Here is a 26258-nt window from a genome sequence, read left to right as displayed (position 1 = left end):
ACCCGTGAGTTGCTATAACGTCGCAACCGTTCAGTTGCTACTCACTGGAGGTTGCCATGGGTTTTCCCGATCGCATCGAGCGGACCGTGGAGGTCGCGCACCCACCGGCCAAGGTGTGGGCTGCGCTCACCACGGCCGAGGGGCTCGGTACCTGGTTCGGCAACGAGGCGACGATCGACCTGCGCCCGGGTGGATCGGCCCGAATGACATGGACCGACGGTCACGCCGCCGACATGCGGGTCGAACGTGTCGAGGAGCCGACGGTGTTCGGCTTCACCTGGCATATCTTCGGCCTGCCCGATGAGGATCCGCGCCGCACGTACGTCGAGTTCACGCTCGAACCGGCCGGTACAGGCACCCGGCTGACCGTGGTCGAGTCCGGCTTCGCCCAGCTGCCGGAAGACACCTTCCGCACTGCCTTCGACGGCAACACCAAGGGCTGGGCGAGCGAGCTGGGCGAACTGGTCGACTACCTCGATGCCGCCTGAGATCGAGGCGATCGCCGAGCAGGTCTTCATCGCCCTGGCCGACCCGAGCCGGCGCGCCATCCTGGCCGCGCTGGCGTCGGGGGGCCCGGCCACGGCCACGGACCTGGCCGATCGGCTGCCGATCACACGGCAGGCGATCGCCAAACACCTGGCCCTGCTCACCGAGGTCGGCCTGGTGACGGCCGAACCGGGCGAGCGGCGCCGGGTGCGCTACCGGCTGCGCTCCGCGCCGATGCAGGTGGCACAGCAGTTCCTGGCCGCGCTGGCCCGCGACTGGGACGGCCCGCTCGACGCGTTGAAGAACCACCTCGACCGGTCCGCGTCCGGGCCCGCCACGGACCCGCTCCACGAAAACCGAGGTGAATCGTGAGTGACCATGCATTCACGGCGGTACAAAACGGTAATACCGGTCAGCGCACGAGCGCGGCCCTGATCCGAAAGGTGGACTCGCGATGAAGACGCCCCCGATCGTCACGCCGCAGGAGTGGGAGGCAGCGCGCCAGCAGTTGCTGGTGAAGGAGAAGGAGGTCACCCGCGTCCGCGACGCACTGGCCGCGGAGCGCCGGCGGATGCCGTGGCTGGCGGTGGAGAAGAACTACGAGTTCGTCGGACCCTCGGGCAGGGCGAGCCTGCTCGATCTGTTCGAGGGCCGCCGCCAGCTGATCATCTACCGCGCATTCTTCGAGCCCGGCGTGCACGGCTGGCCCGACCATGCGTGCGACGGCTGTTCCCTCGTGGCCGATCAGGTCGCTCACGTCGCCCACCTGAACGCCCGTGACACCACGCTCGCCTTCGTCTCGCGCGCGCCACAGCCGGACATCGCGCGCGTGAAGGCGCGGATGGGCTGGTCGATGCCCTGGTACACGATGACCGACGAGTTCGACGCCGACTTCGGCGTGGACGAATGGCACGGCACCAACGCGTTCATCCGCGATGGCGACAGCGTGTTCCGCACCTACTTCATCAACAATCGTGGCGACGAGGCCATGGGCGGAACCTGGAGTTATCTCGACATCACCGCGCTCGGACGCCAGGAGGAGTGGGAGGACTCACCCGAGGGCTACCCCCAGACACCGCCGTACGAGTGGTGGAACTGGCACGACGCCTACGGCGATGCCGAGCTGTCACAGGAGCGGCTGGCCGAGGTCGCCGCGGCCGGCACCACCACCGGCCGGCCCCCGGAAGACCGAGGACCGGCCGGCTGCTGCTGATCGGGTGGAGCTACGAGGGCATCAGGGTGTCGAGGACTTCCAGGTGCCCGCCCAGAAGAGCTCGCTGGACAGATAGCGGGAGACACCCTTCACGTCCGGCTGTGCGATCGCGGCCTTCGCCGCACGGGAGAGCCACAACACCGGCAGGTCGGTGTTGATGAGCTCCTGCGCCTTCTGGTAGGCCGCGACCTGCACCGCCGGATCGGTCGAGCTCTTGGCCTCGTCGAGCGCGGCGTCGACCTGCGGGTTGGAGTACTTGCCGTAGTTGTTGATGCCGCCGGTGTAGAACTGGTTGAACATGAACGGGAACGGGTTCTCGTAAGGCCCGCTGATCCAGGTCGCGGTGCCGAACTGGGTGCCCTGGACCACCGGCCCGATGAACGTCGAGATGTCGTCGAACTGCAGGGTGACGTTCACCCCGATCGCGGCCCACTGCGCCTGCAGGAACTGGGCCATCTGATGGTCGTCCGGCGAGTTGCCGGTGTTGAAGGTGAAGTCCGGGTTCCCACCGGTGGCCTTGTAGTCGGAAATCAACTGCTTGGCCTTCTCGACGTCGAACTTCGGGTAGCTGTCGGCCGCCTTCTGGCTGTAGTACTGGTCGCCCTCGGCGAATGCCGTCGACGCGAGCTGGCCTGCGTTGTCGTACTGGGTGGCATTGAGCGCCTTCGGGTCGATCGCCCGGATGAGGGCCTCCCGGACGCGGCGGTCGTCGAGCGGCGCCTTGGTCAGGTTGAAGTAGAGGAACTGACCGTCGCCGCCTGCGCCGTAGTACGTCACGAGATCCTTGTTCGCCGACGACCGCGAGACCTCGCTGAAGAAGCCACCGATGTCGAGGTCGATGTCCCCGTTGACCACCGACACGTAACGGCTGTCGGTGTCGGGCAGCGGCCGGAACTCGATCCCGTCGAGGTAGGGCTTGCCCTTGTCCCAGTAGTTGTCGAACCGCTTCACCGTGATCTTGTTGTTCGGGATCCAATCCACGAAGGAGAAGGGACCGGCGCCGACGGGATGGCGTCCGTAGTCGTCGCCCCACTTCTGCACGGCGGCGGGCGATGCGATCGTGCCGAGGTTGCCCGAGGAGAACGGCAGCGCGAACGAGACGGGGAACGAGCCGGTCGGGCGCTTCAGCGTGAACGTGACCGTCAGGTTGTCGGTGGCGGTCATCGTGTCGATGGGTTCGGTGTAGAGGTGCCCGAGGGCGGTCGGGATGTCCCGCTGCCTCGCGACGTTGAAGATCACCGCATCGGCGTCGAGCGGTGTGCCGTCCTGAAAGGTCACGCCAGGACGGAGCTTCAGCACCCAGGTGGTGCCCTCGTCCGGCGTGGTCATCGACTCGGCCAGCAGTGGCTGTGGCACACCCTTGCTGTCCATCTTGAGGAGCGAGTCGTAGATCGCCGACGCCATGAGGTTGGACCCGATCGTCGGGTCGAAGGACCTTGCCTCGGTGTACATCCCGACGATCAGCGTGCCGCCCCGCTGTGGCGTGCCCTCCGTGGCCGGGTCCCCGCCGAACGGCTTCGACGTGTCGAGCCCGGCCGCGCTGGTCACCTGGGTACCGAGATCGGACCCGCACGCCGTGGCGACCAGCGCCAGCGCGAGCAGGAGGCCCAGGGCCGCCAGGCTCCGGCGAGGCCTCGTCCGCACACTCCGATGTGTGTTCATCGACCCACTTCACCCTACGTAATTCGCCCAGCAGCTTTGCCGGACGAATCTGTGATACATGGAAATTCAGGACAAAAGGGCTCTCACAGTGCCGAGTCCATTACCAGCCGCCGGATAGACGTCATGGCCCCTGCACCCGCGCTGATGCCGCGGACGGCCCAGCCAAGCACGACGTGCGACCCCAAGCTGGCCACCACGTGCACCGGAACTTGTCATTGCGTGCAGTGCCTCCGCGATCGTTTCCAGGGTGATATATGAGGCTAGCCTAACCTCCGCTAAGGTCCTCCTGATCACGCCAGAACCGGAGGAATCGCCGTGAGAGGGACAGCACCGTGAACCCGAGAGTCCTGCGAGCCGCTGCGGCCGTGCTGGCGCTGGTTGCGCTGACAGCCGCCTGCGGAGGCGCCCCGGCTCAACCAGCCGCACCGGGCGCGCCTGCCGCACCCGGCGGGTCCGCCACCGACACGTTTCCCGTCACCGTGACCGGCAAGATGGGCACAGCGGTGATCCCCGCCGCGCCGCAGAGGGTCGTCACCGTCGGCCTGCGCGACCAGGACTTCGTCCTTGCGCTCGGGGTCCAGCCCGTCGGGGTCGCCGAGTGGTACCCCGAGGTCGCCGGCGGAATCGGGCCGTGGGCGAAGCAGGCGGTGGGCACCTCGGCACCGAAGGTCGTCGCCTCGATCGACTCGGTGAACATCGAGGCGGTCGCCGCGTTGCAGCCGGACCTGATCCTGTCCATCTACGCCGCCTCCGACCCGTCGGTGTACGACAAGCTGTCGAAGATCGCGCCGACCGTCACCGCGCCCGCCGGCACCGAGGACTACGCGCTGTCCTGGGAGCAACAGCTCACCCAGACCGGTGCCGCGCTGGGGCAGTCGGCCAAGGCCGCCGCGCTGGCGACGGACCTGGGCGGCAAGATCGCGGCGGCCAAGGCCGCGCACCCGGAGTTCTCCGGCCAGAGCGTCATCTACGGCGGTCTCGGCGGCGAGCCGGGTGCATACACCTCCACGGATCAGCGCGGCCGGTTCATGACGTCGCTCGGGTTCACGATCCCGGTGGCGATCGACGGCCTCGCCACACCCGAGGAGGCGTACTTCGTCGGGATCAGCAAGGAGAACTACCGGATGTTCGACACCGACGTCGCGGTGATCGTCGGGAGCACGGCCGACCCGGCGGAGGCTGTCGCGGCCGAACCGCTCTACGGCGACCTCGCCAACGTGAAGGAGGGGCGGGCGGTCTTCCTCAACGAGCTCAACGGCGTCTGGGCCGCCGCGCTCGCCTACGACAGCCCGCTCAGCCTCCCCTACACCCTGGACAACTTCGTGCCCGCGCTCGCCGCAGCCGCGGACAAGAACCCGGCCACCGCCGTTCCCACGGAGCCGCTGCTCACCGCTGCCGGCTGACCCGCCGTCCATAACCCGAGAGAGAGCCCGACCCGGACGCCGGGTCGGGCTCTCCTCGTTCAGGTGCCGATCAGTCCGCTGCGCGCACCAGGGCAGTGAGCGCTCCGGACCAGGTGCGTGCCAGATCCTCGACGGCCTCCTGGTCGAGAACCCCGGCAGGCCACGACCAGTGCACGACGAGCTGCGGGCCGCCGGGCAGGTCCTGCGCCATCGCGGTGACGCTCAGGGCGTGCCCGAGCGGCATGCCGTCGTCCATCGACACCTCCGCCGCCTCCTCCTCGCCCGAGACGGCCGCCCACTCCTCCTCGAACCCGGATCGGGTGTAGCCGAAGCGGCCGAGGTAGTTGAACTCGATCTGCGGTGCCGGCAGTCCCGCGAGCACCGGCGCGGTGGACGAGTCGAGGTGGCGCAGCAGCCCGTATCCGATACCGCCGTCGGGCACCGTGGCTCGATGCTCACGGACGCGATCCACGGCGCGCGCCGCGGCCGACGGGTCGCCGGCGGCGGTGCCGAGATCGACGTCGCCGGTGTCGGGGCGCAGCGGGTGGACGCTGGTGAACCAGCCGACCGTCCGGGACAGCTCCGCCCCGTCGAGGAGCTCCTCCGCGCGGCCGTGGCCCTCGACGTCGACGAGGACCCCGTTGCCCGCGGCGCCGCCATGGCGGCGTCGCCAGTCACCGACGGCCAGCGCGAGTGCGGCGAGCAGGACGTCGTCGATGCCGGCGCCGTACGCCGCGGGAGCCGGCCCGAGCAGGGGCTCGGTCACCTCCCTGGGGAGCACCACCCGCAGGTCCCGCTGGGTCCCGACCGTGTCGACGGTGCGGTCGAGCGGCCGGTGCAACGGCAGCGGCGAGCTGTCTCGCAGCATCGACGTCCAGAGCGGCAGCTCGGCGGCCCGCCCGGCCGCTGATGCGGTGAGCGCGGTGGCCCAGCGCCGGAACGAGGTGCCCGCGTCCGGCAGGGTGGCGGGGCGGCCCGCGCGCAGCCCGCTCCAGGCCGCTGCCAGGTCGAGCGGAAGGATCCGCCACGAGACACCGTCGACCACGAGGTGGTGCAGGCACAGCAGCAGCCGGCCTGGAGCGGCACGTCCCGCGTCGAACCAGACGACCTGCGCCATCACCCCGCCGTCCGGGTCGAGCCGGTCCCTGGCTCGCTCCGTCTCGGCCGTGATCACCGCAGCGCGGGCGTCGAGGTCGAGGCCTGCGACGTCGACGCGGCGCACCCATTGCGCGGCGTCCACATCGGCAGGCGCCGGGACGTGCAACGACCAGTGGGTCCCGCCTGCGGAGCGCACGAGGCGGGCACGCAGCAGGTCGTGGTGCCCGGCCAGCGCCCGGATCATCGCGACGAGCGCTTCCATGTCGAGCTCGGCGGGGGTGCTGAGCAGCGCCACCTGGTGGTAGCGGGCGAAGGGGCCGCCGAGCTCACGCAGGTCGTGCATGACCGGGGTGAGCGGGACCGTTCCCGAGCCGTCGTCCGTCACCGGCGACGGGAGCTCTTCGAGGGCCGTCGCGACCTCCGCCAGCGCGGCGGCGGTGCGGTGCGTGAACACCTGCCGCGGCGTGACTCGCAGCCCCGCGGCACGCGCCCGCCCGACCAGTGCCATCGCGAGAATGCTGTCGCCCCCGAAGGCGAAGAAGTCGTCGTCGACACCGATCCGTGGCAGCTCCAGCACCTCGGCGACGGCCCGGCACAGCGCCACCTCCTGAGCGGTGCGTGGTTCCCGGTCCGACACCTGCGCGGCCAGGTCGGGCGCGCGCAGCGCGGCGCGGTCGAGCTTGCCGTTGGCGAGCAGCGGCAACCGGTCGAGCACCACGACCGCGGCCGGCACCATGTGCTCCGGCAGGGACGAGGCCACGTGCGCACGCAGCTCCGCTGGTTCGAGCGACATAGCGGCCTCCGCGGCTGCCTCGACGTGCGCGACGAGCGTGCCGCGGCTGCCCGCCGGCACCGTGACGACCGCGCGTCCGACGCCGGGGTGGCGTTCCAGCGCGGCCTCGACCTCGCCGGGCTCCACCCGGTGGCCCCGGATCTTGACCTGGTCGTCGGCACGCCCGCCGTAGGCGAGGATTCCCGCCTCGTCGAAGCGGGCGAGGTCCCCGGTGCGGTACATGCGCTCACCCGGGTACCACGGGTCGGCGACGAACCGCTCGGCCGTGGCGTCCGGGCGGCCGAGGTAGCCACGGGCGAGCCCGGCGCCGGCGAGGTAGAGCTCCCCCGCGACCCCCGGTGGCACCGGGCACAGCCCGGCGTCGAGGACGTAGGCGCGGGTGTTCGCCACCGGGCGCCCGATCACCGGCCGCTCGGCATCCGCGACGCTCGCCACCAGCGCGTCCACCGTGGACTCGGTGGGTCCGTAGAAGTTGAACGCCGCGGTGCCGTCCAGGCCTCGCAGCCGTTCCCACAGCGTCTCGCCGACGGCCTCGCCGCCGAACCCGACGACGGCGAGCGGGCAGCGTTCCCCGTCGAACAGTCCCAGGTCGGCGAGCTGCGCGAGATGCGACGGGCTGAGCTCGACGAAGTCGACCTCGCGCAGCAGATCCACGAAGTGGTGGGGATCGGCCCGGACCTCCTCGGTCACGACGTGCACGCAGTGGCCGTCCAGCAGCCACAGCTGCGGCTGCCACGAGGCGTCGAACGCGAACGACCAGGCGTGCGCCACCCGCAGGTGGCGGCGTGCGGTGCGCTCCCGCGCCGGGAGGTGCACCTGGGCGCGGTGGCTCGCGAACAGGTTGACCAGCCCGCGGTGCGGCACGACCACGCCCTTCGGGCGCCCCGTCGAGCCCGAGGTGTGGATCACGTACGCGGGGTGCTCCGGGAGCAGCGGCCCGGTCCGGTCGGAGTCGGAGAGGGGGTCACCCGACCAGCCGCCGAGGTCGAGGACGTCCAGGTTCAACCGGGGCGGCCCGTCCTCGGGCAGACCGACCCCGGAGTCCGTCAGGACCAGCAGCGGCGCGGCATCGGCGAGGACATCGCGCAGGCGTTGCACCGGGTACGCCGGGTCGAGCGGCACGTAGGCCGCGCCCGCGGTGTGCACCGCGAGGATCGCGGCGATCGCCTCCGCGGTGCGGGGCAACGCGACGGCCACGAGCTGTTCGGGGCCGGCGCCGTGCGCGACGAGCAGCCGAGCGAGGCGGTTCACGCGATCGGCCAGTTGCGCGAACGACCATGCGATGCCGGTCGAGGCGAGCGCGGGTGCGTCGGGAGTCGCGGCGGCCTGCGCCGCGAACAGCGAGGCGACGGTGGCCGGCTCCACGTCCCGTGCGGTGTCGTTCCAGGTCACGAGCACCCGGTGCTGCTCGGCCTCGTCGAGGACGCCGACGCTGCCGACAGGGCGGTCGGGATCGTCGGCCAGAGCCGTGAGCAGCGCGAGCATGCCGCTGCCCAGCCGCGCGGCCGTCACGTCGTCGAACAGGTCGGGGCGGTACTCAGCGGTGAGCCGGATCTGCTCGGCCACGATGCTCTCGCCGAGTGCCTCCACCTCCCACGTCAGCGGGTAGTGGGTGGCGTCGACGCTGTCGCGCTCACGCACGCGCACACCGTCGGATGCGCCCAGCTCGGGGTCGCCGCCGGGGTAGCTCTCGAACACCACGAGCGTGTCGAACAGCTCGCCGATCCCGGCCTGCCGGGCGATCTCGGTCAGGCCCAGGTGCTGGTGCTCCAGCAGCGCTGTTCCCTCGTCCTGGATGCGGGCGAGCAGAGCGCCGAACGCTTCCGCCGGACGGATGCGGGTGCGCACCGGAACCGTGTTGATGAACAGCCCGACCATGGTCTCGACCCCGTCGAGCTCGGGCGGGCGCCCGGCCACGGTTGCACCGAACACCACGTCGTCGCGCCCCGTGAGGCGACCGAGCAACACCGCCCACGCGCCCTGCACCAGGGTGTTCAGCGTGAGACCGCGGGCGCGAGCCAGCTCCACGAGACGCGCGGTGAGCTCCCTCGTCGTGTGCACGGTGTGCCGGCGTGGGGTCATCGGGTCGCGGGCCGGGGCGGCCGGCGCGAGCCTCGTCGGCTCCGTGATCCCGGCCAGCTGCGCTGCCCAGGCCCTCTGCGCGGTACCGCGGTCGCGTGCGGCGAGCCAACCGAGGTAGTCGCGGTAGGACGCCGGAGCCGGTACCGCGGCGGGGTTCCCGTCGTGGTCGTAGAGAGCGGCGAGGTCGGCGAGCAGCGGTGCGGTCGACCAGCCGTCGAGCAGCAGGTGATGGTGCGAGATCAGCAACCGGTGCTGCTGGTCGCCGGCGCGCACCAGCACCGCGCGCAGCAGCGGCGCTTCGGCCGGGTCGAAGCGGCGGCGTTCGTGCGCGCACTCCTGCTCCCAGGCCGCCTCGAGGTCGGGCCGATCCCGCAGGTCCACCTCACGCCACGGCGCGGGGCCCGCGCGGCCGACGAGCGCGACGGGACGACCGGAGCGCAGATACCTGAAGGACGCCCGCAGCTGCGGGTGCCGCACCAGCAACGCGTCGATGCAGCGGCGCAGGCGATCGGTGTCGATCGGCCCGTCGATGTCGAGGGAGAACTGGACGGTGTAGACGTCCGTGCTCGTGCCCAGCTCCATGGCGGCGTGGAACAGCAACCCTGCCTGCAGCGGGGCGAGCGGGAGCACGTCGACCAGGTCGGGCGCCACGGCGGACACCTCGGCGGCCTCGTCGGCGGTCAGCTCGACGAGGGTGAGACCGGACGAGCCGTCGGCAGGCACGACATCCGGCCGCACCCCGGCCACAGCGGCCAGCCCCGCCGCGCTGCGGTGCCGGAACACGTCGCGGGCGGTGATCACCAGCCCGGCGGCGCGGGCGCGTCCGACGAGCTGCATGCCGACGATGCTGTCGCCGCCGAGCGCGAAGAAGTCGTCGTCCACCCCGACCCGTTCCAGACCGAGCACGTCGGCCAGCACGGCGCAGAGCACCTCCTCGCGGGGGGTGCGCGGACGGCCCGCGGAGACGGCCGCGGCCAGGTCCGGCGCCGGGAGCGCGGCGCGGGCGAGCTTGCCGGCGGTGGTGCGCGGCAGCGCGTCCAGCACGACGACGGCGACCGGCACCATGTGGGCGGGCAGCAGGCGGGCGGCGTGGCGGCGCACCTGCTCCGGGTCGACCGGGCCGGTACCGGCGGCTACGACGTAGCCGACGAGCCGTCGCACGCCGGGGACGTCCTCGCGAACCACCGCGGCTGCGGACGCCACGCCCGGGTGCCCGGCCAGCACCGTCTCGACCTCGCCGAGCTCGATGCGGAAGCCGCGCAGCTTCACCTGGTCGTCGGCCCGGCCGAGGATGCGCAGCACTCCGTCGCGGGTCCACGTGGCCCGGTCGCCGGTGCGGTACATCCGCTCCCCCGGTGTCCAGGGATCGGCGACGAACCGCTCCGCGGTGAGGCCGGGACGGCGGTGGTAACCGCGCGACACTCCGGTGCCGGCCACGTACAGCTCGCCGACGACACCGGGCGGCACGGGGGCTAGCGCATCGTCGAGGACCAGCGTGCGCACACCGGCCAGCCGGTACGGCCGGCGGCTGCCGTCGACGTCGCCGTGCCAGCCGTACGCGTCCACTGTGGTCTCGGTGGGCCCGTAGAGGTCGTGCGCGGTGACGCCGGTGGCGCACAACCGCTGCCACAGCACGTCGTCGATCGCCTCGCCGCCGACGACGACCACGGAGGGCCGGTGCGCGCCGGCAGTCAGGAGCCCGTGGGCGAACAGCTCGCGCAGGTAGGTCGGGGTCAGGTCGAGGACGTCGATCCGCTGCTCGCTCACCCGCTGCACGAACGCCACCGGCTCGGTGTGGTCGTCGACGACGTGCAGCTCGTGCCCGGCCAGGAGCCACAGCATCGGGTCCCAGGACGCGTCGAAGGTGAACGAGGCCGCGTGCAGCACCCGAAGCCGCCCGCCGCTTCGGTCCATCAGCGTCGCGCGGTGCCCGTCGAGCAGCGCGGCCAGGGCGCCGTGGGTGCCGGTGACGCCCTTGGGGCGGCCGGTGGAGCCGGAGGTGTGGATCACGTACGCGGCCTGCGCGGGATGCGGTGTGGGCAGATCGACAAGCGCGGGGTCGGGCAGGTCGTCGACGTGCACGCGCTGCAGGTCGGGCACACCCTCGGCGTCGCTCGTGGTCAGCACCAGCGTGGGCGCGGCGTCGCTCAGCACCAGCGCGGTGCGCTCGGGTGGGGCGGTCTCGTCGAGCGGCAGGTACGCCGCGCCCGAGCGGAGCACGCCCAGAGCAGCGGGCACCATCCACGCGCGGGGCAGCGCGAGCGCCACGATCTGCTCAGGCCCGGCGCCGTGGCCGCGCAGCACTCGCGCGAGCCGGGCGCTGAACGCGTCGAGCTCGGCGAAGCTCCAGCTCCGCTCGCTGGTGACCAGCGCCGTGGCGCCACGGCCTGCCGCCACCGTCTCGGCGAACACCTGCACGATCGACGGCGCGTCCACAGGGGATCCGGTGGCCCACTCGTGCAGGAGCCGGTCGCGCTCCTCCGCGTCGATGATGTCGATGTCGTGGATGGGCCGGTCCGGAGCCGCCACGACCGCGGCCAACATCCGCTGCAGCCGCTGCGCGAGCGCCTCGGCCGTGGCGCGGTCGAACATGTCGGCCCGGTACTCGACCGCGCCGCTCAGGCCGTCGGTCTCCTCCACGACGTCGAACGAGAGGTCGAACTTCGCCGTGCGCTGCTCCACGATCTCGGGGCGGTCGCTCAGCCCGGTGAGCCCGAGGCTCGATGCGGCGCCCGCGGCAGGCAGGTACACGACCATCACCTGGAACAGCGGGTGCCGTGCCAGCGAGCGTGGGGGGTTGAGATGCTCCACCACCTGCTCGAACGGCACGTCCTGGTGGGAGAAGGCGGCGAGATCGGTCTCGCGGACCCTGGCGAGCAACGCGCGGAACGTGGGGTTGCCGGAGGTGTCGGTGCGGAGCACGAGGGTGTTGAGGAAGAACCCGACGAGGTCGTCGAGCTCGTCCTCGGAACGGCCGGCGATGGGGCTGCCCAACGGGATGTCGGTGCCCGCACCCAACCGCGTCAGCAACGCGGCGACGGCCGCCTGCACCAGCATGAACATGCTGACGTCAGCGGAGCGGGCCAGCTCTCGAAGACCTGCCTCGATACCGGCGTCGAGGGTGAAGGTCACCAGACCGCCGCGGTGGTCGCTCTCGGCCGGCCGGGCACGGTCGGCGGGGAGGACGAGCTCGTCGGGAAGGTCGCCCAGCGCCGCACGCCAGTACGTGAGCTGGCGAGCGGCGAGGCTTGCCGGGTCGGTGCGGTCGCCGAGCAACGTGCGTTGCCAGCTGGCGAAGTCGGCGTACTGGACGGGGAGCACCGCCTGCTCCGGGGCGTGCCCGGCAAGCCGGGACGCATACGCGGAGCGCAGGTCCTGGATCAGCGGCCGCGCCGACCACTCGTCGGCGGCGATGTGGTTCACCACCAGCAGCAGGACGTGCTCGTTCTCGTGCAGCCGGTACAGCGTGGCGCGCAGCGGGATCTCGGCGTCGAGGGCGAACGCGTGCTCGGCGGCAGCAGCCAGCCGGGCAGGGAGGTCGTCCTCGTCGACGGGTTCGACCACCAGCGGCACCGGATCCGGCTCGAGTACGACCTGGGTCGGCACGCCGTCGTGCTCGGCGATCACGGTGCGGAGCACCTCGTGCCGGGTGACGAGGTCGACGAGCGCCTCTCGCAGGGCTGCGACGTCGAGCCCGCCGGTCAGCCGCCATGCCGTGGGGATGTTGTAGGTCGGACCCGGGCCCTCGACCTGGAACAACGCCCACATCCGCTGCTGGGCGAACGACAGCGGGAGCGGCGCGGTCCGGGGCGCACGGATGAGCCGGGGCCGTGGGGATTCGGCGCCCGTCTCGCTGTCGATCACCGCTGCCAGGCCCTCGACCGTCGGGTGGTCGAACACCGCACGCAACGGGAGCGCCGCGCCCAGCTCCGTGCGCGCACGCGCGATCAGGCGCATCGCGAGCAACGAGTGGCCGCCCAGGCCGAAGAAGCTGTCGTGGACACCGACCCGCTCCACACCGAGCACGTCGGCGACGATCGCCGCCAGGACCCGCTCGGTCGGGGTGCGCGGTTCCCCGCCCGCCGACGGCCGGGCCGTCGGAGGCGCGGGCAGCGCGGGGCGGTCGAGCTTGCCGCTCGGGCTCAGCGGTAGCGCGTCCAGTTCGAGGATCGCTCCCGGCACCATGTGTTCGGGCAACCGGGCTGCGAGGAGCTGCCGCAGCTGCTCCGGGTCCGTCATGGCGCCGTGGGACGGCACCACGTAGCCGACGAGGCGCTGATCGCCGGGCCGGTCTTCGCGCAGCACCACCGCGGCCTGGGCCACCGAGTCGTCGGCGAGCAACCCGGCCTCGATCTCGCCGAGTTCGACGCGGAACCCGCGCAGCTTCACCTGGTCGTCGGCCCGGCCCCGGTACTCCAGCACCGGCCCGACCCAGCGGGCCAGGTCACCGGTGCGGTACAGACGCTCACCCGGCGACCAGGGATCCGCGACGAACCGTTCGGCGGTGAGCCCCGGGCGTCCGAGGTAGCCGTGGGCGAGCTGGCTTCCCGCGAGATAGAGCTCTCCCACGACGCCGTCCGGCACGGGCGAAAGCCGCGCGTCGAGCACCAGCGTGCGCGTGTTCCACACCGGTGCTCCGATGGGGACGGTCGCGCCGGGGGCGGCCCCGTCGCTCCGGTGCCAGGTGACGTCCACCGACGCCTCGGTGGGCCCGTAGAGGTTGTCCAGCCGGACTCCCGGCAGAAGGGTGTGGAACCGGGTCGCCAGCTCGGCGGGCAGCGCCTCTCCGCTGCAGATCACGCGGCGCAGCCCGGTGCAGTCGCCCGCGGCAGGGTCAGCGAGGAACTCCGCGAGCATCGACGGGACGAAGTGGACGGTGGTCATCCGCTCGCGGCGGATGGTCTCCGTCAGGTAGGCCGGATCCCGATGGCCGTCGGGACGGGCGAGCACCAGCGTCGCCCCGGCGAGCAGGGGCCAGAAGAACTCCCACACCGAGACGTCGAAGCTCGACGGGGTCTTCTGCAGCACCCGGTCGTCGGCACCGATGCCGTAGGTGTCCTGCATCCAGGCCAGCCTGTTGACGATCCCCGACTGCGGCACGACCACGCCCTTGGGCCGCCCGGTCGAGCCCGACGTGTAGATGACGTACGCCGGGCTCCCGGCCCCGTGGCCGGATGGGCGCTCGTGCGTGTGCAGGCGTCCGGGCGCGTGGCTCTCGAGCTCGGCGGCGAAGGCCGCGGTGTCGATCCGCAGCGCGCCGGGCAGGTCGGAGGCGGCGAGGACCACCGTCGGCCGGGCGTCGTCGAGCATGAACCGCAGGCGCTCGGGCGGGTAGGTGGTGTCGAGCGGCAGGTACGCGGCGCCTGCCTGATGCACGGCGTGCAGCGCGACGACCAGCTCGGCGGACCGCGGCAACGCCACACCGACCACCGAGCCAGGTCCGACCCCGCGATCGCGCAGCAGCCGGGCCCAGCGGCCGACCAGGGCGTCCAGCTCGGCGTAGGTCAGCGCTGTGCCCTCGGCCAGCACGGCGACGGCGTCCGGTGTGCGGTCCACCTGCTCGACGAACAGCTCGGGCAGTGTGCGGTCGGGCACCGGATGAGCGGTGCCGGGATCGAGCACAGCGGCCCGTTCGACGGGCGTGAGCATCTCGACGGCGCCGATCGGGCGGTCCGGGTCGGCCGCCACCTGCTCCAGCAGGCCGACGAGCCGGGCGAGCAACAGCTCGGCGCCGGTGGCGTCGATGCGGTCGAGCGCGTGGTCGAGCAACACGGTGACCGCGCCGTCCGGGTGGTCGACGACCGTGACGTGCAGATCGAACTTCGCGTGGGTGGTGGCCAGCGCGAACCACCGGGCGGGCAGCCCGAGCCGGGTGCCGCCGTGGTCGGCCAGCCGGTGGTAGCCGCTCATCACCTGGAAGAGCGGGTTGCGACCGGCTTCGCGCGGCGGGTTCAGCGCCTCCACTACGAGGTCGAACGGGACGTCCTGGTGGTCGAACGCCGCGAGGTCGGTCTCCCGGGTGCGCGCCAGCAACTCGGTGAAGGTGGGGTCGCCCGCGAGGTCGCTGCGCAGCACCACCGTGTTGACGAAGAAGCCGACGAGGTCGTCGAGAGCAGCGTCGGCGCGTCCGGCGACGGGCACCCCGAGCGGGATGTCGTCACCGCCGCCGAGCCGGTGCAGCCAGGCGGCCGTCGCTGCGTGGGTGAGCATCGACATGCTGGTACCGGTGCGCGTGCACAGCGAGCGAAGCGCGTCGGCGGTGCCGGCAGGCAGCTCGGCACGCACCTGCGCCCCGAAACCGTCCCGCATGCGGGGCCGCGGGCGGGGTAGCGGGAGCGCGATCTCGTCGGGCACCCCGTGCAGGGCCCGCGCCCAGAACGCGAGCTGGGCGGCCGCGGTGCTCGTCTCGTCATCGGGATCGCCGAGGAGGAGCTGCTGCCACACGGTGTGGTCGGCGTACTGCACGGGGAGCGGCAGCCAGCCGGGCGGCGAGCCCGCCACGCGCGCCGCATAGGCGGTGTCGAGGTCGGCCAGCAGTGGGCGGTCGGACCATTCGTCGGTGGCGATGTGGTGCAGCACGAGGACCAGCACGTGCTCGGACGCCGTGTGCTCGGACGACGGAAGCTCGACGACCGTCACGCGCAGCGGCAGGTCCGTACCGAGGTCGAAGGGGCGCCCGGCGAGGTCGGCGACCAGCTCCGGGAGCTGCGCCTCCGTGGCGGCCACGACCGCGACCTCGGGCTTCGGGTCGTCGAGGATCCGCTGGTACGGCGTGCCGTCACGGTCCTCGACGACGGTGCGCAGCGACTCGTGGCGGGTCACGACGTCGATCACGGCGGCCTGCAGAGCCGTGATGTCGAGGTCGCCGGTGAGCCGCACGACCAGCGGATAGTTGTAGGCCGTGTTGCGGCCCGCCTCGAGGCGGTCGAGCAGCCACAGCCTGACCTGTGCTGGACTCAGCGGGACGAGCGCGGGCCGCGCACCTGCCTGCAGCGGCGGCCGTGCGGGCGCCGACACGACGGCACGCAGGGCCAGGAGTGCGGGCGTGCGCGCCTCGAACAGGTCCCGGATCGCCAGCTCCGCCCCGAGCGCGGTGCGGGCGCGGCTGATCAGGCGGGTGGCGAGCAGCGAGTGCCCGCCCAGGTCGAAGAAGTCGTCCTCCACGCCGACGCCCGGCAGCCCGAGCACCTCGCCGAACAACGTGCAGAGGGTCGCCTCCGTCTCGTTCTCCGGCGGTCTGCTCGCGGAGCGCCGGACCGTCGGCTCCGGGTCGGGCAGCGCGGCGACGTCGAGCTTGCCGTTGGCGGTTAGCGGAAGATCGGCCACCGGGACGAGCGCCGAGGGCACCATGTAGTCGGGCAGCCGCTGCTTCAGCACGGCACGCACGTCGGCCACCAAGGCGCCTGCTCGACGGGCCGAGGCCGGGTCGTTGGCGAGAGGCGTGTCGGTCTCGCCTGCCACGTACGTCCCGACCGGTGTTCCCGGCCCACGGAAGAACACGGCGTCCACGGCGCCGACACCCGACCACGTGACCGCCACCCGGTAGCCCAGCTCCGCGGCCAGCGCCTGCACGTCCTCCTGCTCGACGGCCTCCGGCACGGTGCTGACCAGCCTCGTCCGGGCCCGGGCCACGGGCTCTCCGTCGGCCAGCGCACGCAGGGCGGCGCGCTCTCCGGCCACGCGCACGTCGGGAATCCTGGCGACGCGCAGCAGCTCGGGCCGGTGGCTGCGCAGGTGGTCGGCCAGGCCGTCGAGATCGCCGATCTGCAGCCCCCACAGCAGTGTCGGCGCGTCGGCCACCGGCCGGGCGTCGGTCGGCTCGCGGTGCAGCACCGCGTCGTAGCGGTGGCGGGTCAGCTCGTTGTGCGCGCGGCCCCGCCGGGTGCGGATCGAGACCGCCGTGCCCGGCACCTGCGCCGCGAGGTCGTCGAAGAACTCCGGCGCGAGCAGAAGCTCCTTCTCCATCGCGACCGTGCGCTCGACGGTGCGCGTCACCGTGACGGCATCCTCGGATCCGTCGCGGCGCAGCTCGATGGCCGTCCGCAACGTCGGTAGCAGGCCGAGGTGGCGCACGTCGCCGACGAACACCGCCCCGCCGGGCACCACCAAATCCAGCGCACCTCGGACCACGCGGGCCAGGTAGCCGGCACTGGGGAAGTACTGGACGACCGAGTTGATCACGACGGTGTCGAAGAACCCGGCCGGCAGGCCGCTCAGGTCGTGCGCCGGTCGGGCCATCAGCTCGACGCCTGCGAACCGATCGGGATCGGCTGCGACGTCCGCGCGCAGCTTCGCGATCACCGGCGGCGCCAGGTCGGTGGCCCAGTAGGCCTCGCAGTCCGGCGCGAGCCTGCCCATCAGCAGACCGGTGCCGACACCGATCTCCAGGACACGCCGCGGTGCCAGTTCGCGAATCCGCTCGACGGTCGCCTCGCGCCACTCCCGCATCTCCGCGACCGGGATCGGTTCACCGTCGTAGCTCGAGTCCCAGCCGGCGAACTCCCTGTCCCCGTAGTCGTCGTCGCCGACCACGGTGGGGATCTCGGTGTACTCGTCGGAGTAGACCTCTTCCCACTCGGCGACCTGCTCGGCCTCGACCGCCGCGCGCACCGTGTCGTCCAGCGGCGCGGGCACGACGTAGCCCACCAGCTTCTTCGTCCCGGAGCCCGCAGCGGCATCAGCAACCGCGACCACGGCCGAGCGGGCCACTCCCGGGTGCTCGTCGAGCGCGGCCGCGACCTCGCCCAGCTCCACCCGGTAGCCGCGGATCTTGACCTGGTCGTCGGTGCGGCCGAGGAAATCGATGATCCCGTCGGGACGGCGGCGCACCAGGTCGCCTGTGCGGTACATGCGCTCGCCGGGGCTCCAGGGGTCGGCCACGAATCGTTCCGCGGTGAGCGCCGTGCGGTTCAGGTAACCGCGGGCGAGCCCGATGCCGGCGATGTAGAGCTCGCCGGGCACGCCGTCGGGCACCGGCCGCAGCCAGGCGTCGAGGACGTGGGCACGGGTGGCCCGGATCGGCCGCCCGACCGTAGGGGAGGCGCTGTCGTCGGTGCCGCCACCCAGGGTGTTGATCGTGTACTCGGTGGGGCCGTAGAGGTTGTAGCCGGTGGTGTCGCTCGTGTCGCGCAGCCGGTTCCACACCGCGTCGGAGACGGCCTCGCCGCCGAGCAGCACGAGCGGCGGCCGGTGCGCGCCTACCCGGTCGTCGGCGTCGTCGAGCAGGCCGGCGTCGAACAGGTGGTGGGCGTAGGTGGGCGTCACGTTCACGACGTCGACGGCGTGGGCGTCGCAGTAGGCGACCAGGGCGGCGGCGTCACGGCGCAGCTCCTCGTCGCACACGTGCACCTCGTGGCCCTCGACGAGCCACAGCAGCTCCTCCCACGACATGTCGAAGGCGAACGACACGGTGTGGGCGATGCGCAGCCGCCGCCCGCCGGCCAGTGCGACCGCAGGATCGAAGATCTCGGCGCGGTGGTTGAGCTGCATGTTGGTCAGGCCGCGGTAGGGCGTGACGACGCCCTTCGGCCGCCCCGTCGAGCCGGACGTGAAGATCACGTAGGCGGGATGCTCCAGACGTCCTTCCCGCGAGCGCGCGAACGCGCCCAGCTCGTCGTCGCGAAGCGGCCCGGCGGGCAGCGCGGCACGCTCCGCCAGCACCGCGGGGTCGTCGAGGACCACCGCGGGGACCTCCGCCGCCGCCAGCGCCGCGGCCGTGCGCGAGGTGGTGAGCATGCAGATCGGGTCGGCGTCGAGCAGGATGTCGACGAGGCGTTCGGTGGGGTGATCGAGCTCCAGCGGCAGGTAGGCGGCCCCCGTGCGGAGCACCGCGAAGAGCGCCACCACCATCTCGGTGGAGCGGGGCAGCGCGAGCGCGACGAGCCGCTCCGGGCCGGCCCCGCGGGCGAGCAGCAGCCGCGCGGTGCGGTCGATCGCGGCGTCGAGCTCGGCGTAGGTCAGCCGCTCCCGGCCCGCCACGAGGGCGATGGCGTCGGGTGTGCGGGCGGCCTGCGCCGCAAGCAGGTCGGCGACGGTCTCGGTGGTCGGCAGCTCGGGCAGGGGCGTGCGGTCCGCCCGTTCGGTGGGCAGCAGTGCGTCGACCCGCGCGACGGGCGCGGACGGGTCGTCGAGCAGCTGTTCGAGGATCCGGGTGAACCGTGCGAGGTGGGCGTCGGCGGTGGCCGGCTCGACGACGTCCGGACGGTGGGAGACCATCACCTCGAACCGCTCCCCCGGCGTGACCACCAGGTTCAGCGGGTAGTGCGTGGCGTCCACATTGGACAGACCGGTCACGCCGAAGCGGCGCAGGGCTGCGCGCTGCGCGTCATCGGCCCCGCGCATCACGAACAGCGTGTCGAACAGCCTGCGGTGCCCGGACTCACGCTGGATGATCCCGAGTCCCATGCTCTCGTGCTCCGAGAGCGCCAGGCGCTCGTCCTGCACACGGCGGAGCAGGTCGAGCACCGGCTCCTCGGGACGGAACGACATGCGTGCGGGGACGGTGTTGAGGAACAGACCGATGGTGTCCTCGATGCCGGGGACCTGCGCCGGGCGGCCGGCGACGGCCGTGCCGAACACGACGTCGGTGCGGCCCACGGCGGCGGCGAGCGCGAGCCCCCACGCCGTGGAGAACACGGTGTTGGCCGTGAGGCCGTGCCGGTGCGCGAGGGCACGCAGCCGGTCGCCGGTGTCGGCGGGCAGCACGGTGTCCACCACCCGGGGCGGCCTGGTGGTGGTCGCTGCGGCGGGGTCGACGAGGGTGGGTTCGGCCAGGTCCGCAAGCGCGGCACGCCACGCCGCGGCACCGCGGGCGGGGTCCTGCCCGGCGAGCCAGGCGAGGTAGTCGGCATACGAACCCGGGGCGGGCAGGGCTTCGGACTCACCGGCGTAGTGGGTGAGCAGCGCGGTCAGGAACAGCCACGCGGACCAGCCGTCCCAGAGCAGGAGGTGCCGGTTGACGACGAGCCGGTCGACGTCACCGAGGCGCACCACGAGCAGCCGGAACAGTGGCGGGCTCGCCAGGTCGAAGCGGCGCGCACGGTCGGCCGCCATGACCTCCTCCAGGCGGGCGGAGCGCTCGGCGGGGGGCAGTGCGGACAGGTCGATCTCGGTGACCGGAGGGTCGAGTCGCTCCGCGATGAACTGCACAGGGCCGGGGAGCCCGTCGCTGGTGAACCCGGCGCGGATGCTCGCGTGGGCGGCGAGCACCGCGGCGCAGGCCTCACGCAGGCGGTCGATGTCCACCCGGTGGTCGAGATCGACGGCCTCCTGCACGGTGTAGGCGTCCCCCGCGCCGGAGTCGAACCCGGCGTGGAAGAACAGGCCGTCCTGCAGTGGTGACAGTGGCCAGACCTCGGCCACCGGCACCGGGCTGATCCGGGCGACCTGCGCGAGCTCGGTGTCCGACAGGCCCGCGAGCTCACCGGGGGCGGCCGTCGCCGGTTCCTCGTCGCCGAGCAGAGCGGCGATGCCCGCAGGCGTACGGCCGGTGAACACGTCGCGCGGCCCGACGGCCAGCCCGGCCCGCCGGGCGCGGCTGGACACGCTGATCGAGGAGATGCTGTCGCCGCCGAAGCGGAAGAAGTCGTCGTCGACACCGGCCTGGTCCAGCCCGAGCACGTCGGCGAATACGGCACACAGCACGCGCTCCGCCGTGGTGGCCGGCTCCCGCGACGGGGCGCCGGACCGCGGTGCGGCCGGGGCTGGGAGCGCTGCCCGGTCGAGCTTGCCGCTCGGGGTGACCGGCAGATCGTCGAGCAGCACGAACGCGGAGGGCACCATCGGCTCGGGCAGCGCGGCCGCCAGGTGGGCGCGCAGAGCGTCAGGGTCCGGCCGGCTTCCCGCGGCCGGCACCACATAGGCGACGAGCACGGCCGCCGCGCTGTCCCGGCGGGCGAGCACCGCAGCTCGGGCCACGTCCGGATGCGCGACGAGTGCGGCCTCGATCTCACCCGGCTCGATCCGGTTGCCGCGGATCTTGACCTGGAAGTCGGAACGCCCGAGGTACTCCAGCTCCCCGTCGGGCAGCCTGCGCACCAGGTCGCCGGTGCGATACATCCGGCCGCCGACCTGCCACGGGTCGGCGACGAACCGGTCCGCGGTCAGCCCCGGCCGCGCGTGGTAGCCGCGCGCCAGCTGGACGCCTGCCAGGTACAGCTCGCCGGTCACGCCGTCGGGCACCGGGCGCAGGCAGCCGTCCAGCACGTGCAGCCGGGTGTTCCACACCGGTGCTCCGATGGGGACGGACACACCGTCCTCGTCGGCACACGGGTGGAAGGTGACGTCGACGGCCGCTTCGGTCGGGCCGTAGAGGTTGTGCAATGGGGTGCCGGTGAGCGTGTGCCAGCGCCGTGCGGCGTCGCCGGGCAGGGCCTCGCCGCTGCTGAACACCCGCCGCAGGCTCGCCGACCAGCCCGGACCGGGGTCGCTGCCCAGGTCGGCGGCGAGGAATGCCGTCAGCATCGAGGGCACGAAGTGCATCGTGGTGATCCGCGCGTCATGGACGAGCCCGGCGAGGTAGGCCGGGTCGCGGTGTCCGTCCGGGCGGGCGAGCACCACGGCGGCGCCCTCGCACAACGCCCAGAAGAACTCCCACACCGACACGTCGAACGTGGCCGGGGTCTTCTGCAGCACCCGGTCGTCGGCGTCGAGGCCGTACTCGTGCTGCATCCACGCCAAGCGGTTCACGATCGCGCGGTGGGTGACGAGGACGCCCTTGGGCCGCCCGGTGGAGCCGGAGGTGTAGATCAGGTACGCGGCCTGGTCAGGGGTGGCGCGCCGGACGGGGGCCACCGGCCCGGCACCGTCGACGGCCACTGCGGCGACTCCTGCCAGCGGAGCACCGTCGAGGGTGACCACCGTGTCGACGCCCGCATCGTCGAGCGTCGCCGCGATGCGGTCGGCGGGATGATCCAGATCGACCGGCAGGTAGGCGGCGCCCGACCCCAGCACGCCGAGCAGGGCCACCATGAGCTCGGCCGAGCGAGGCACCGCCACTGCGACCACGCGGTCGGGCCCCGCACCGCGCGCAGCCAGCCTGCCCGCGAGACCGCGGGCCCGTTCGCACAGCTGCGCGTAGGTCAGCTCGGTGCGCTCGTCGACCACGGCGGTCGCGTCCGGAGTGCGGGCCGCCTGGGCCTCGATCAGGTCGAACAGCGTGGCGGACGGCAGGGCATGGCTCGTGTCGACCGGTTCCGGTGCCGCGCCGAGCGGGAGCGAGGCCACGCTCGAACCGAGGTCCGCCGCCATCGCCGTGAGCACCCGGCGCAGCTGGCCGGAGACGAGCTCCGCGACCGCGGCCGGCACGCGGCCTGCGTCGTACTTCAGCGTGAGACGCAGTCGCTCTTCGGCGTCGACGATCAGAGCGACCGGGAAGTGCACGGCGTCGAGCACGTCGACGCCCTCGACATGCAGTCCGGCCGCCGGTGCCTGCGTGCGCGGGTAGTTCTCGACCACGACGAGGGTGTCGAACAGATCGGGTAGGCCTGCGGCTCGCTGCAGCTCGCCGAGCCCGATCTGCTGATGGTCGAGCAGCCCGGTCTGTGCGTCCTGCAGCCGGCGCAGGACGTCGGACAGCCGGTCACCCGGCAACCAGCGCAGGCGCACGGGCAGGGTGTTGATGAACAGGCCGACGGCCGACTCGATCCCGTCGACGGCGGCGTCGCGGCCGGACACGGTGCTGCCGAACAGCACGTCACGCTGACCGGTGAGCTGGCCGAGCAGCAGCCCCCACGCCCCGTGCACCACGGTGCCGAGCGTGATCCCGTGTGCTCGCCCACCCTCGACGAGTGCGGTGGTGACCTCCTCGTCCAGCACGGTGCCGAGCTGGGCGTGTGGCCCGCCGGCAGGAGCACCGGCCCGCGCGATCGCGGGCACCAGGTGTGTCGGACCGTCGAGCCCTGCCAGCTCCGCCTGCCAGGCTGCCCGCGCGACAGCGTCATCGCGGCCGGCGAGCCACCGGAACCAGTCCCGGTGCCTGTCCAATGCGGCCCGGTCCGACAGCGCGCCGTCCGACTGGGCGTCCTCGGTGCCCGACACCCGGCGGCCGTAGCGCTCCAGCAGATCGCGGATCAGCACCACCACCGACCAGCCGTCGACAACGATGTGCTGGAACGTCACCACGAGCCGCGCCGCGCCGCCGCCGAGGTGCACCAACGTCATCCGCAGCAGCGGTGGCCGCGCGAGGTCGAAGCGGCGGGAGCGGTCGGCGGCCAGCAGCTCGTCGAGGCGCTCGGCCTGGCGGGAGGCGGGCAGCCCGGACAGATCCACTTCCTGCCAGGGCAGCGTCACCCGCGCGGCCACCGCCTGAACGACCCGCCCGTCGGCGAGCTGGCTGAACCCGGCGCGCAGCTGCGGGTGCGCGTGCAGCAGATCCTGCGCGGCGGCCCGCAGCGCGCTCGCATCGATCGGCGTCCGCCCCGCGGTGGCGAGGTGCAGGACCTCCTGGATCAGGTAGACGTCCGGGCCGTCGCCGTCGAGGGAGGCATGGAAGAAGAAGCCCTCCTGCAACGGCGAGACCGGCCAGACCTCGGCGGCGTCGGCCAGTGGGTGGGTGGCGGGGAGCGCCACGAGCGGACCGGCCGCCGGCGCGGCGCCGTCGGGCCCGGCGTCGTCGCGCACCTCGACGACCGGGGCCAGCTCGGCCACGGTGCGGTGGGTGAACACCTGTCGCGGTGTCACGGTCAGGCCCGCGGCACGAGCCCGCCCGACGAGCTGGATCGAGATGATGCTGTCGCCGCCGAACGCGAAGAAGTCGTCGTCCACGCCGATGCCCGGCACGTCGAGCACCTCGGCGAACAGCGCGGTCAGCAGCTCCTCCCGGGCCGTGCGTGGCTTGTGCCCGGTGACCTGCGCGGCCAGGTCGGGCACCGGCAGCGCGGAGCGGTCGATCTTGCCGCTCGTGAGCACCGGAAGCGCGGGCAGCGCCACGACGGCGGGCACCATGTACTCGGGCAGCCGGGCAGCGAGGTGCGCCCGCAGGTCCCGGCGCAGCGTGGCGATGTCACGGAACGGGGCGGGCACGTTCGCCGGCGGTGCGGCGGTGGCACCGGGCCGGTAGACCGGCCCCGCCGACACGCCCGGCCGGTACAGCAGCGCGTCGAAGCGGCCGTCGCTCGCCCCGGCCGTCCAGGTGGTGGCCACCCGGTAGCCGAGGCGCTCGCCGAGCGCATGCACGTCCTCGGGGTCGACGCCGGCTTCCGGCTCGGGCCCACCGTCCACTGTGGCCAGCACGGCCAGGTCGGGGCGCAGCCGGGCGTTGGGCACTCCCGTGAGCCGCAGTGCGGCGGGAGCGTCGTTCTCCAGGTACGCCTCGAGCGCGGGGAGGCTCTGCCACGCCCGTTCGTCCGGCGCCGAGCCGACCGCCGGCTCGTCCGCACGCAGCACGACGTCGTAGCGGTAGCGGCTCAGCTCGTCGTGCGCGGTGGCGCGCTTCAGCCACAGGTCGACAGCCGCGATCCGGGGGATCTCCGCCTGCAGGCCTGCGAAGAAGTCGGGCTCACAGAGCAGCTCTCCCTCCCACGCGACGGCGCCATCGAGAGCGAGACGGTCGACCCTCCCGCTGCGGGCCTGCTCCACTCCGGCGCGGAAGGTCCGCAGCAGGCCCGCGTGCCGGACGTCGCCGACGAACACGGCACCACCGGGGGCCAGCAGCTCGACGGCGCGGCGCAGCACGCCCGCGAGGTAGCCGGCGCCGGGGAAGTACTGCACCACCGAGTTGATCACGATGGTGTCGAAGGGCCCGCCGGGGAGACCGTCGAGGTCGTCCGCCGGTCGGGCGGCCAGCTCCACCCGCCCGGCCAGCTCCGGATCCGCAGCGACGCGGCGACCCAGTGCGTCGATCGCCTCCTCCGACAGATCCGTTCCGACGTAGTACTCGCAGGTGGGAGCCACTTCCGAGAGGATCAAGCCGCTGCCGACGCCGATCTCCAGCACCCGCCGCGGCGCCAGCTCCCGGATGCGCGCCACGGTGGCGGTGCGCCAGGCCCGCATGTCCTCGCGCGGGATCGGGGCGCCGTCGTAGGTGGAGTTCCAGCCCGCAAAGTCCTCCCGGTCCGCGCTGTAGAGCAGCTCGTGGACCTCCTTCCAGTCGTCCACCCTGGCCTGGCGCGGCCCGTCGAGCCGCGGCACGACGTAGGCGACGAGCCGCCGCTCCCCCCGCTGGTCCTCCCGGACCTGCACCGACGCCTGGGCCACGGACTCGTGCGCCCGGACGACCGACTCGATCTCCCCTGGCTCGATGCGGTGGCCACGGATCTTGACCTGGTCGTCGACTCGGCCCAGGAAGTGCAGATCGCCCTGGTCGTCGCGGCGAACGACGTCACCGGTGCGGTAGAGGCGCTCCCCCGCCGTCCAGGGATCGGCGACGAACCGTTCCGCAGTCAGGCCGGGCCGTCCGAGGTAGCCCCGTGCCAGGCCGGGCCCGCCCAGGTAGAGCTCGCCCTCCTGCCCGTCTGCCACCGGGCGCAACCTCTCGTCGAGGACGTGCGCGGTGGTCATCGGGTCGGCCACGCCGATCGGCACCGACGTACCGCGCAACCGGTCGGGGTGGGCCTCGCCGAGCGTGGAGTTGACCGTGGCCTCGGTCGGGCCGTACGCGTTGAACATGCGTCGGCCGCGCCCCCACCGCGCCACCAGCTCGGGGGCCACCCGCTCCGTGCCGGCCAGCAGCGTGGCAGGTGGCAGCGTCAGGCCGGCGGGCATCGCCGCGAGCAGGGTGGGCGGAAGGATCATGAACGTGATGCCGTGGCGGTGCGCGTACTCGGTGAGCTCCGCGCCCGGCACGCGGCGCTCTGTGGGCACGACGACCAGCCGTCCGCCCGAGAGCAGTCCCAGGCACAGATCCCAGAACGCGACGTCGAAGCTCGGCGACGCGAACTGCAGCACCCGGCTGTGCGGACCGATGCCGAACCGCTCCACCTGCGTCGCCAGGAGCTTGGCCACGCCGGTGTGGGACAGCACCACGCCCTTGGGACGGCCCGTCGAGCCGGACGTGTAGATGACGTACGCGGCGTTGTGGACCGCCAGTGCGGGGCGCGGGTCGTGCTCGGGCGCGGCGGCCAGCGCCACCACCACCTCCGGCGCGTCAAGCACGATCTGCGGGGTCGCCGCCGGCAGGTCCGCCGCCACCTCGGCCGTCGTGACCAGCACCGCGGGTGCGGCGTCGGTCAGCATGTACGTGATGCGGTCGGCCGGGTGGTCGGCGTCGACGGGCAGGTACGCGGCGCCGGACTTCAGCACCGCGACCTGCGCGACGATCATGTCGATCGATCTCGGTATCGCCAGCGCCACCACCTGTTCCGGGCCGGCGCCGTGCGCGGTGAGCAGGTGCGCCAGCCGGTTCGCCCTGGCGTCCAGCTCTCCGTAGGTGAGCTCCTCGTCCTCCAGCACGAGCGCGACGGCCTGAGGCGCGCGGCGCACCTGCTCGGCGAACAGAGCGGGCCAGGTCTGGGCGTGCGGGCGTGATCCAGGCATGCGTGTACCCCGGGAGTCGCGAGTGAGTTGTGAGGAGGTGTGCGGGAGG

Annotated in this window: 6 protein-coding genes and 1 pseudogene; 4 read left to right on the top strand and 3 right to left on the bottom strand. The window is 72.8% G+C overall.

The window, feature by feature from the left end:
• Positions 1–56: 56 nt before the first annotated feature.
• The 3 genes from ACQPZQ_RS19285 to ACQPZQ_RS19275 all read left to right on the top strand — a co-directional run bounded on the left by ACQPZQ_RS19285 (position 57) and on the right by ACQPZQ_RS19275 (position 1699).
• Positions 57–488: an SRPBCC domain-containing protein gene (locus ACQPZQ_RS19285; RefSeq protein ID WP_433297707.1), complete on the top strand. Its 432-nt coding sequence runs from the start codon at positions 57–59 to the stop codon at positions 486–488.
• Positions 478–858, top strand: a complete 381-nt coding sequence (locus ACQPZQ_RS19280) for an ArsR/SmtB family transcription factor (RefSeq protein WP_433297705.1) — start codon at positions 478–480, stop codon at positions 856–858. Before ACQPZQ_RS19285 ends, ACQPZQ_RS19280 begins: the two co-directional genes overlap by 11 nt.
• Positions 859–940: 82 nt before the next feature.
• A complete protein-coding gene (locus ACQPZQ_RS19275) occupies positions 941–1699 on the top strand; it encodes a DUF899 domain-containing protein (protein ID WP_433297703.1) in 759 nt (252 codons plus the stop codon).
• A 21-nt stretch (positions 1700–1720) separates the two neighbouring features.
• Here the strand turns inward: ACQPZQ_RS19275 and ACQPZQ_RS19270 are convergent, their stop codons facing one another.
• Positions 1721–3343: an ABC transporter substrate-binding protein gene (locus ACQPZQ_RS19270; RefSeq protein ID WP_433297701.1), complete on the bottom strand. Its 1623-nt coding sequence runs from the start codon at positions 3341–3343 to the stop codon at positions 1721–1723.
• A 350-nt stretch (positions 3344–3693) separates the two neighbouring features.
• Here ACQPZQ_RS19270 and ACQPZQ_RS19265 point away from each other — a divergent pair, with 350 nt between their 5' ends.
• A complete protein-coding gene (locus tag ACQPZQ_RS19265) occupies positions 3694–4764 on the top strand; it encodes an ABC transporter substrate-binding protein (RefSeq protein WP_433297698.1) in 1071 nt (356 codons plus the stop codon).
• 70 nt (positions 4765–4834) lie between these two features.
• Here ACQPZQ_RS19265 and ACQPZQ_RS19260 read toward each other — a convergent pair whose 3' ends face one another.
• Together ACQPZQ_RS19260 and ACQPZQ_RS19255 are read right to left on the bottom strand one after the other, a co-directional pair.
• Complete coding sequence (locus ACQPZQ_RS19260; protein WP_433299289.1) at positions 4835–16702, bottom strand: amino acid adenylation domain-containing protein; 11868 nt, start codon at positions 16700–16702, stop codon at positions 4835–4837.
• 129 nt (positions 16703–16831) lie between these two features.
• Positions 16832–26209, bottom strand: a pseudogene (locus ACQPZQ_RS19255) (amino acid adenylation domain-containing protein); the annotation flags it as partial.
• Positions 26210–26258: the final 49 nt, after the last annotated feature.

This window comes from Pseudonocardia sp. CA-142604 (genome assembly GCF_050948475.1).
Classification (GTDB): domain Bacteria; phylum Actinomycetota; class Actinomycetes; order Mycobacteriales; family Pseudonocardiaceae; genus Pseudonocardia; species Pseudonocardia alaniniphila.
The sequence above is the reverse complement of the archived record's forward strand: the minus strand, read 5'-3'. Positions and strand labels throughout refer to the sequence as shown.

Coding starts and splice junctions, on each gene's coding strand:
- ACQPZQ_RS19285 (WP_433297707.1), top strand. CDS start 57: ATGGGTTTTCCCGATCGCATCGAGCGGACCGTGGAGGTCGCGCACCCA.
- ACQPZQ_RS19280 (WP_433297705.1), top strand. CDS start 478: ATGCCGCCTGAGATCGAGGCGATCGCCGAGCAGGTCTTCATCGCCCTG.
- ACQPZQ_RS19275 (WP_433297703.1), top strand. CDS start 941: ATGAAGACGCCCCCGATCGTCACGCCGCAGGAGTGGGAGGCAGCGCGC.
- ACQPZQ_RS19260 (WP_433299289.1), bottom strand. CDS start 16,702: ATGGAGAAGGAGCTTCTGCTCGCGCCGGAGTTCTTCGACGACCTCGCG.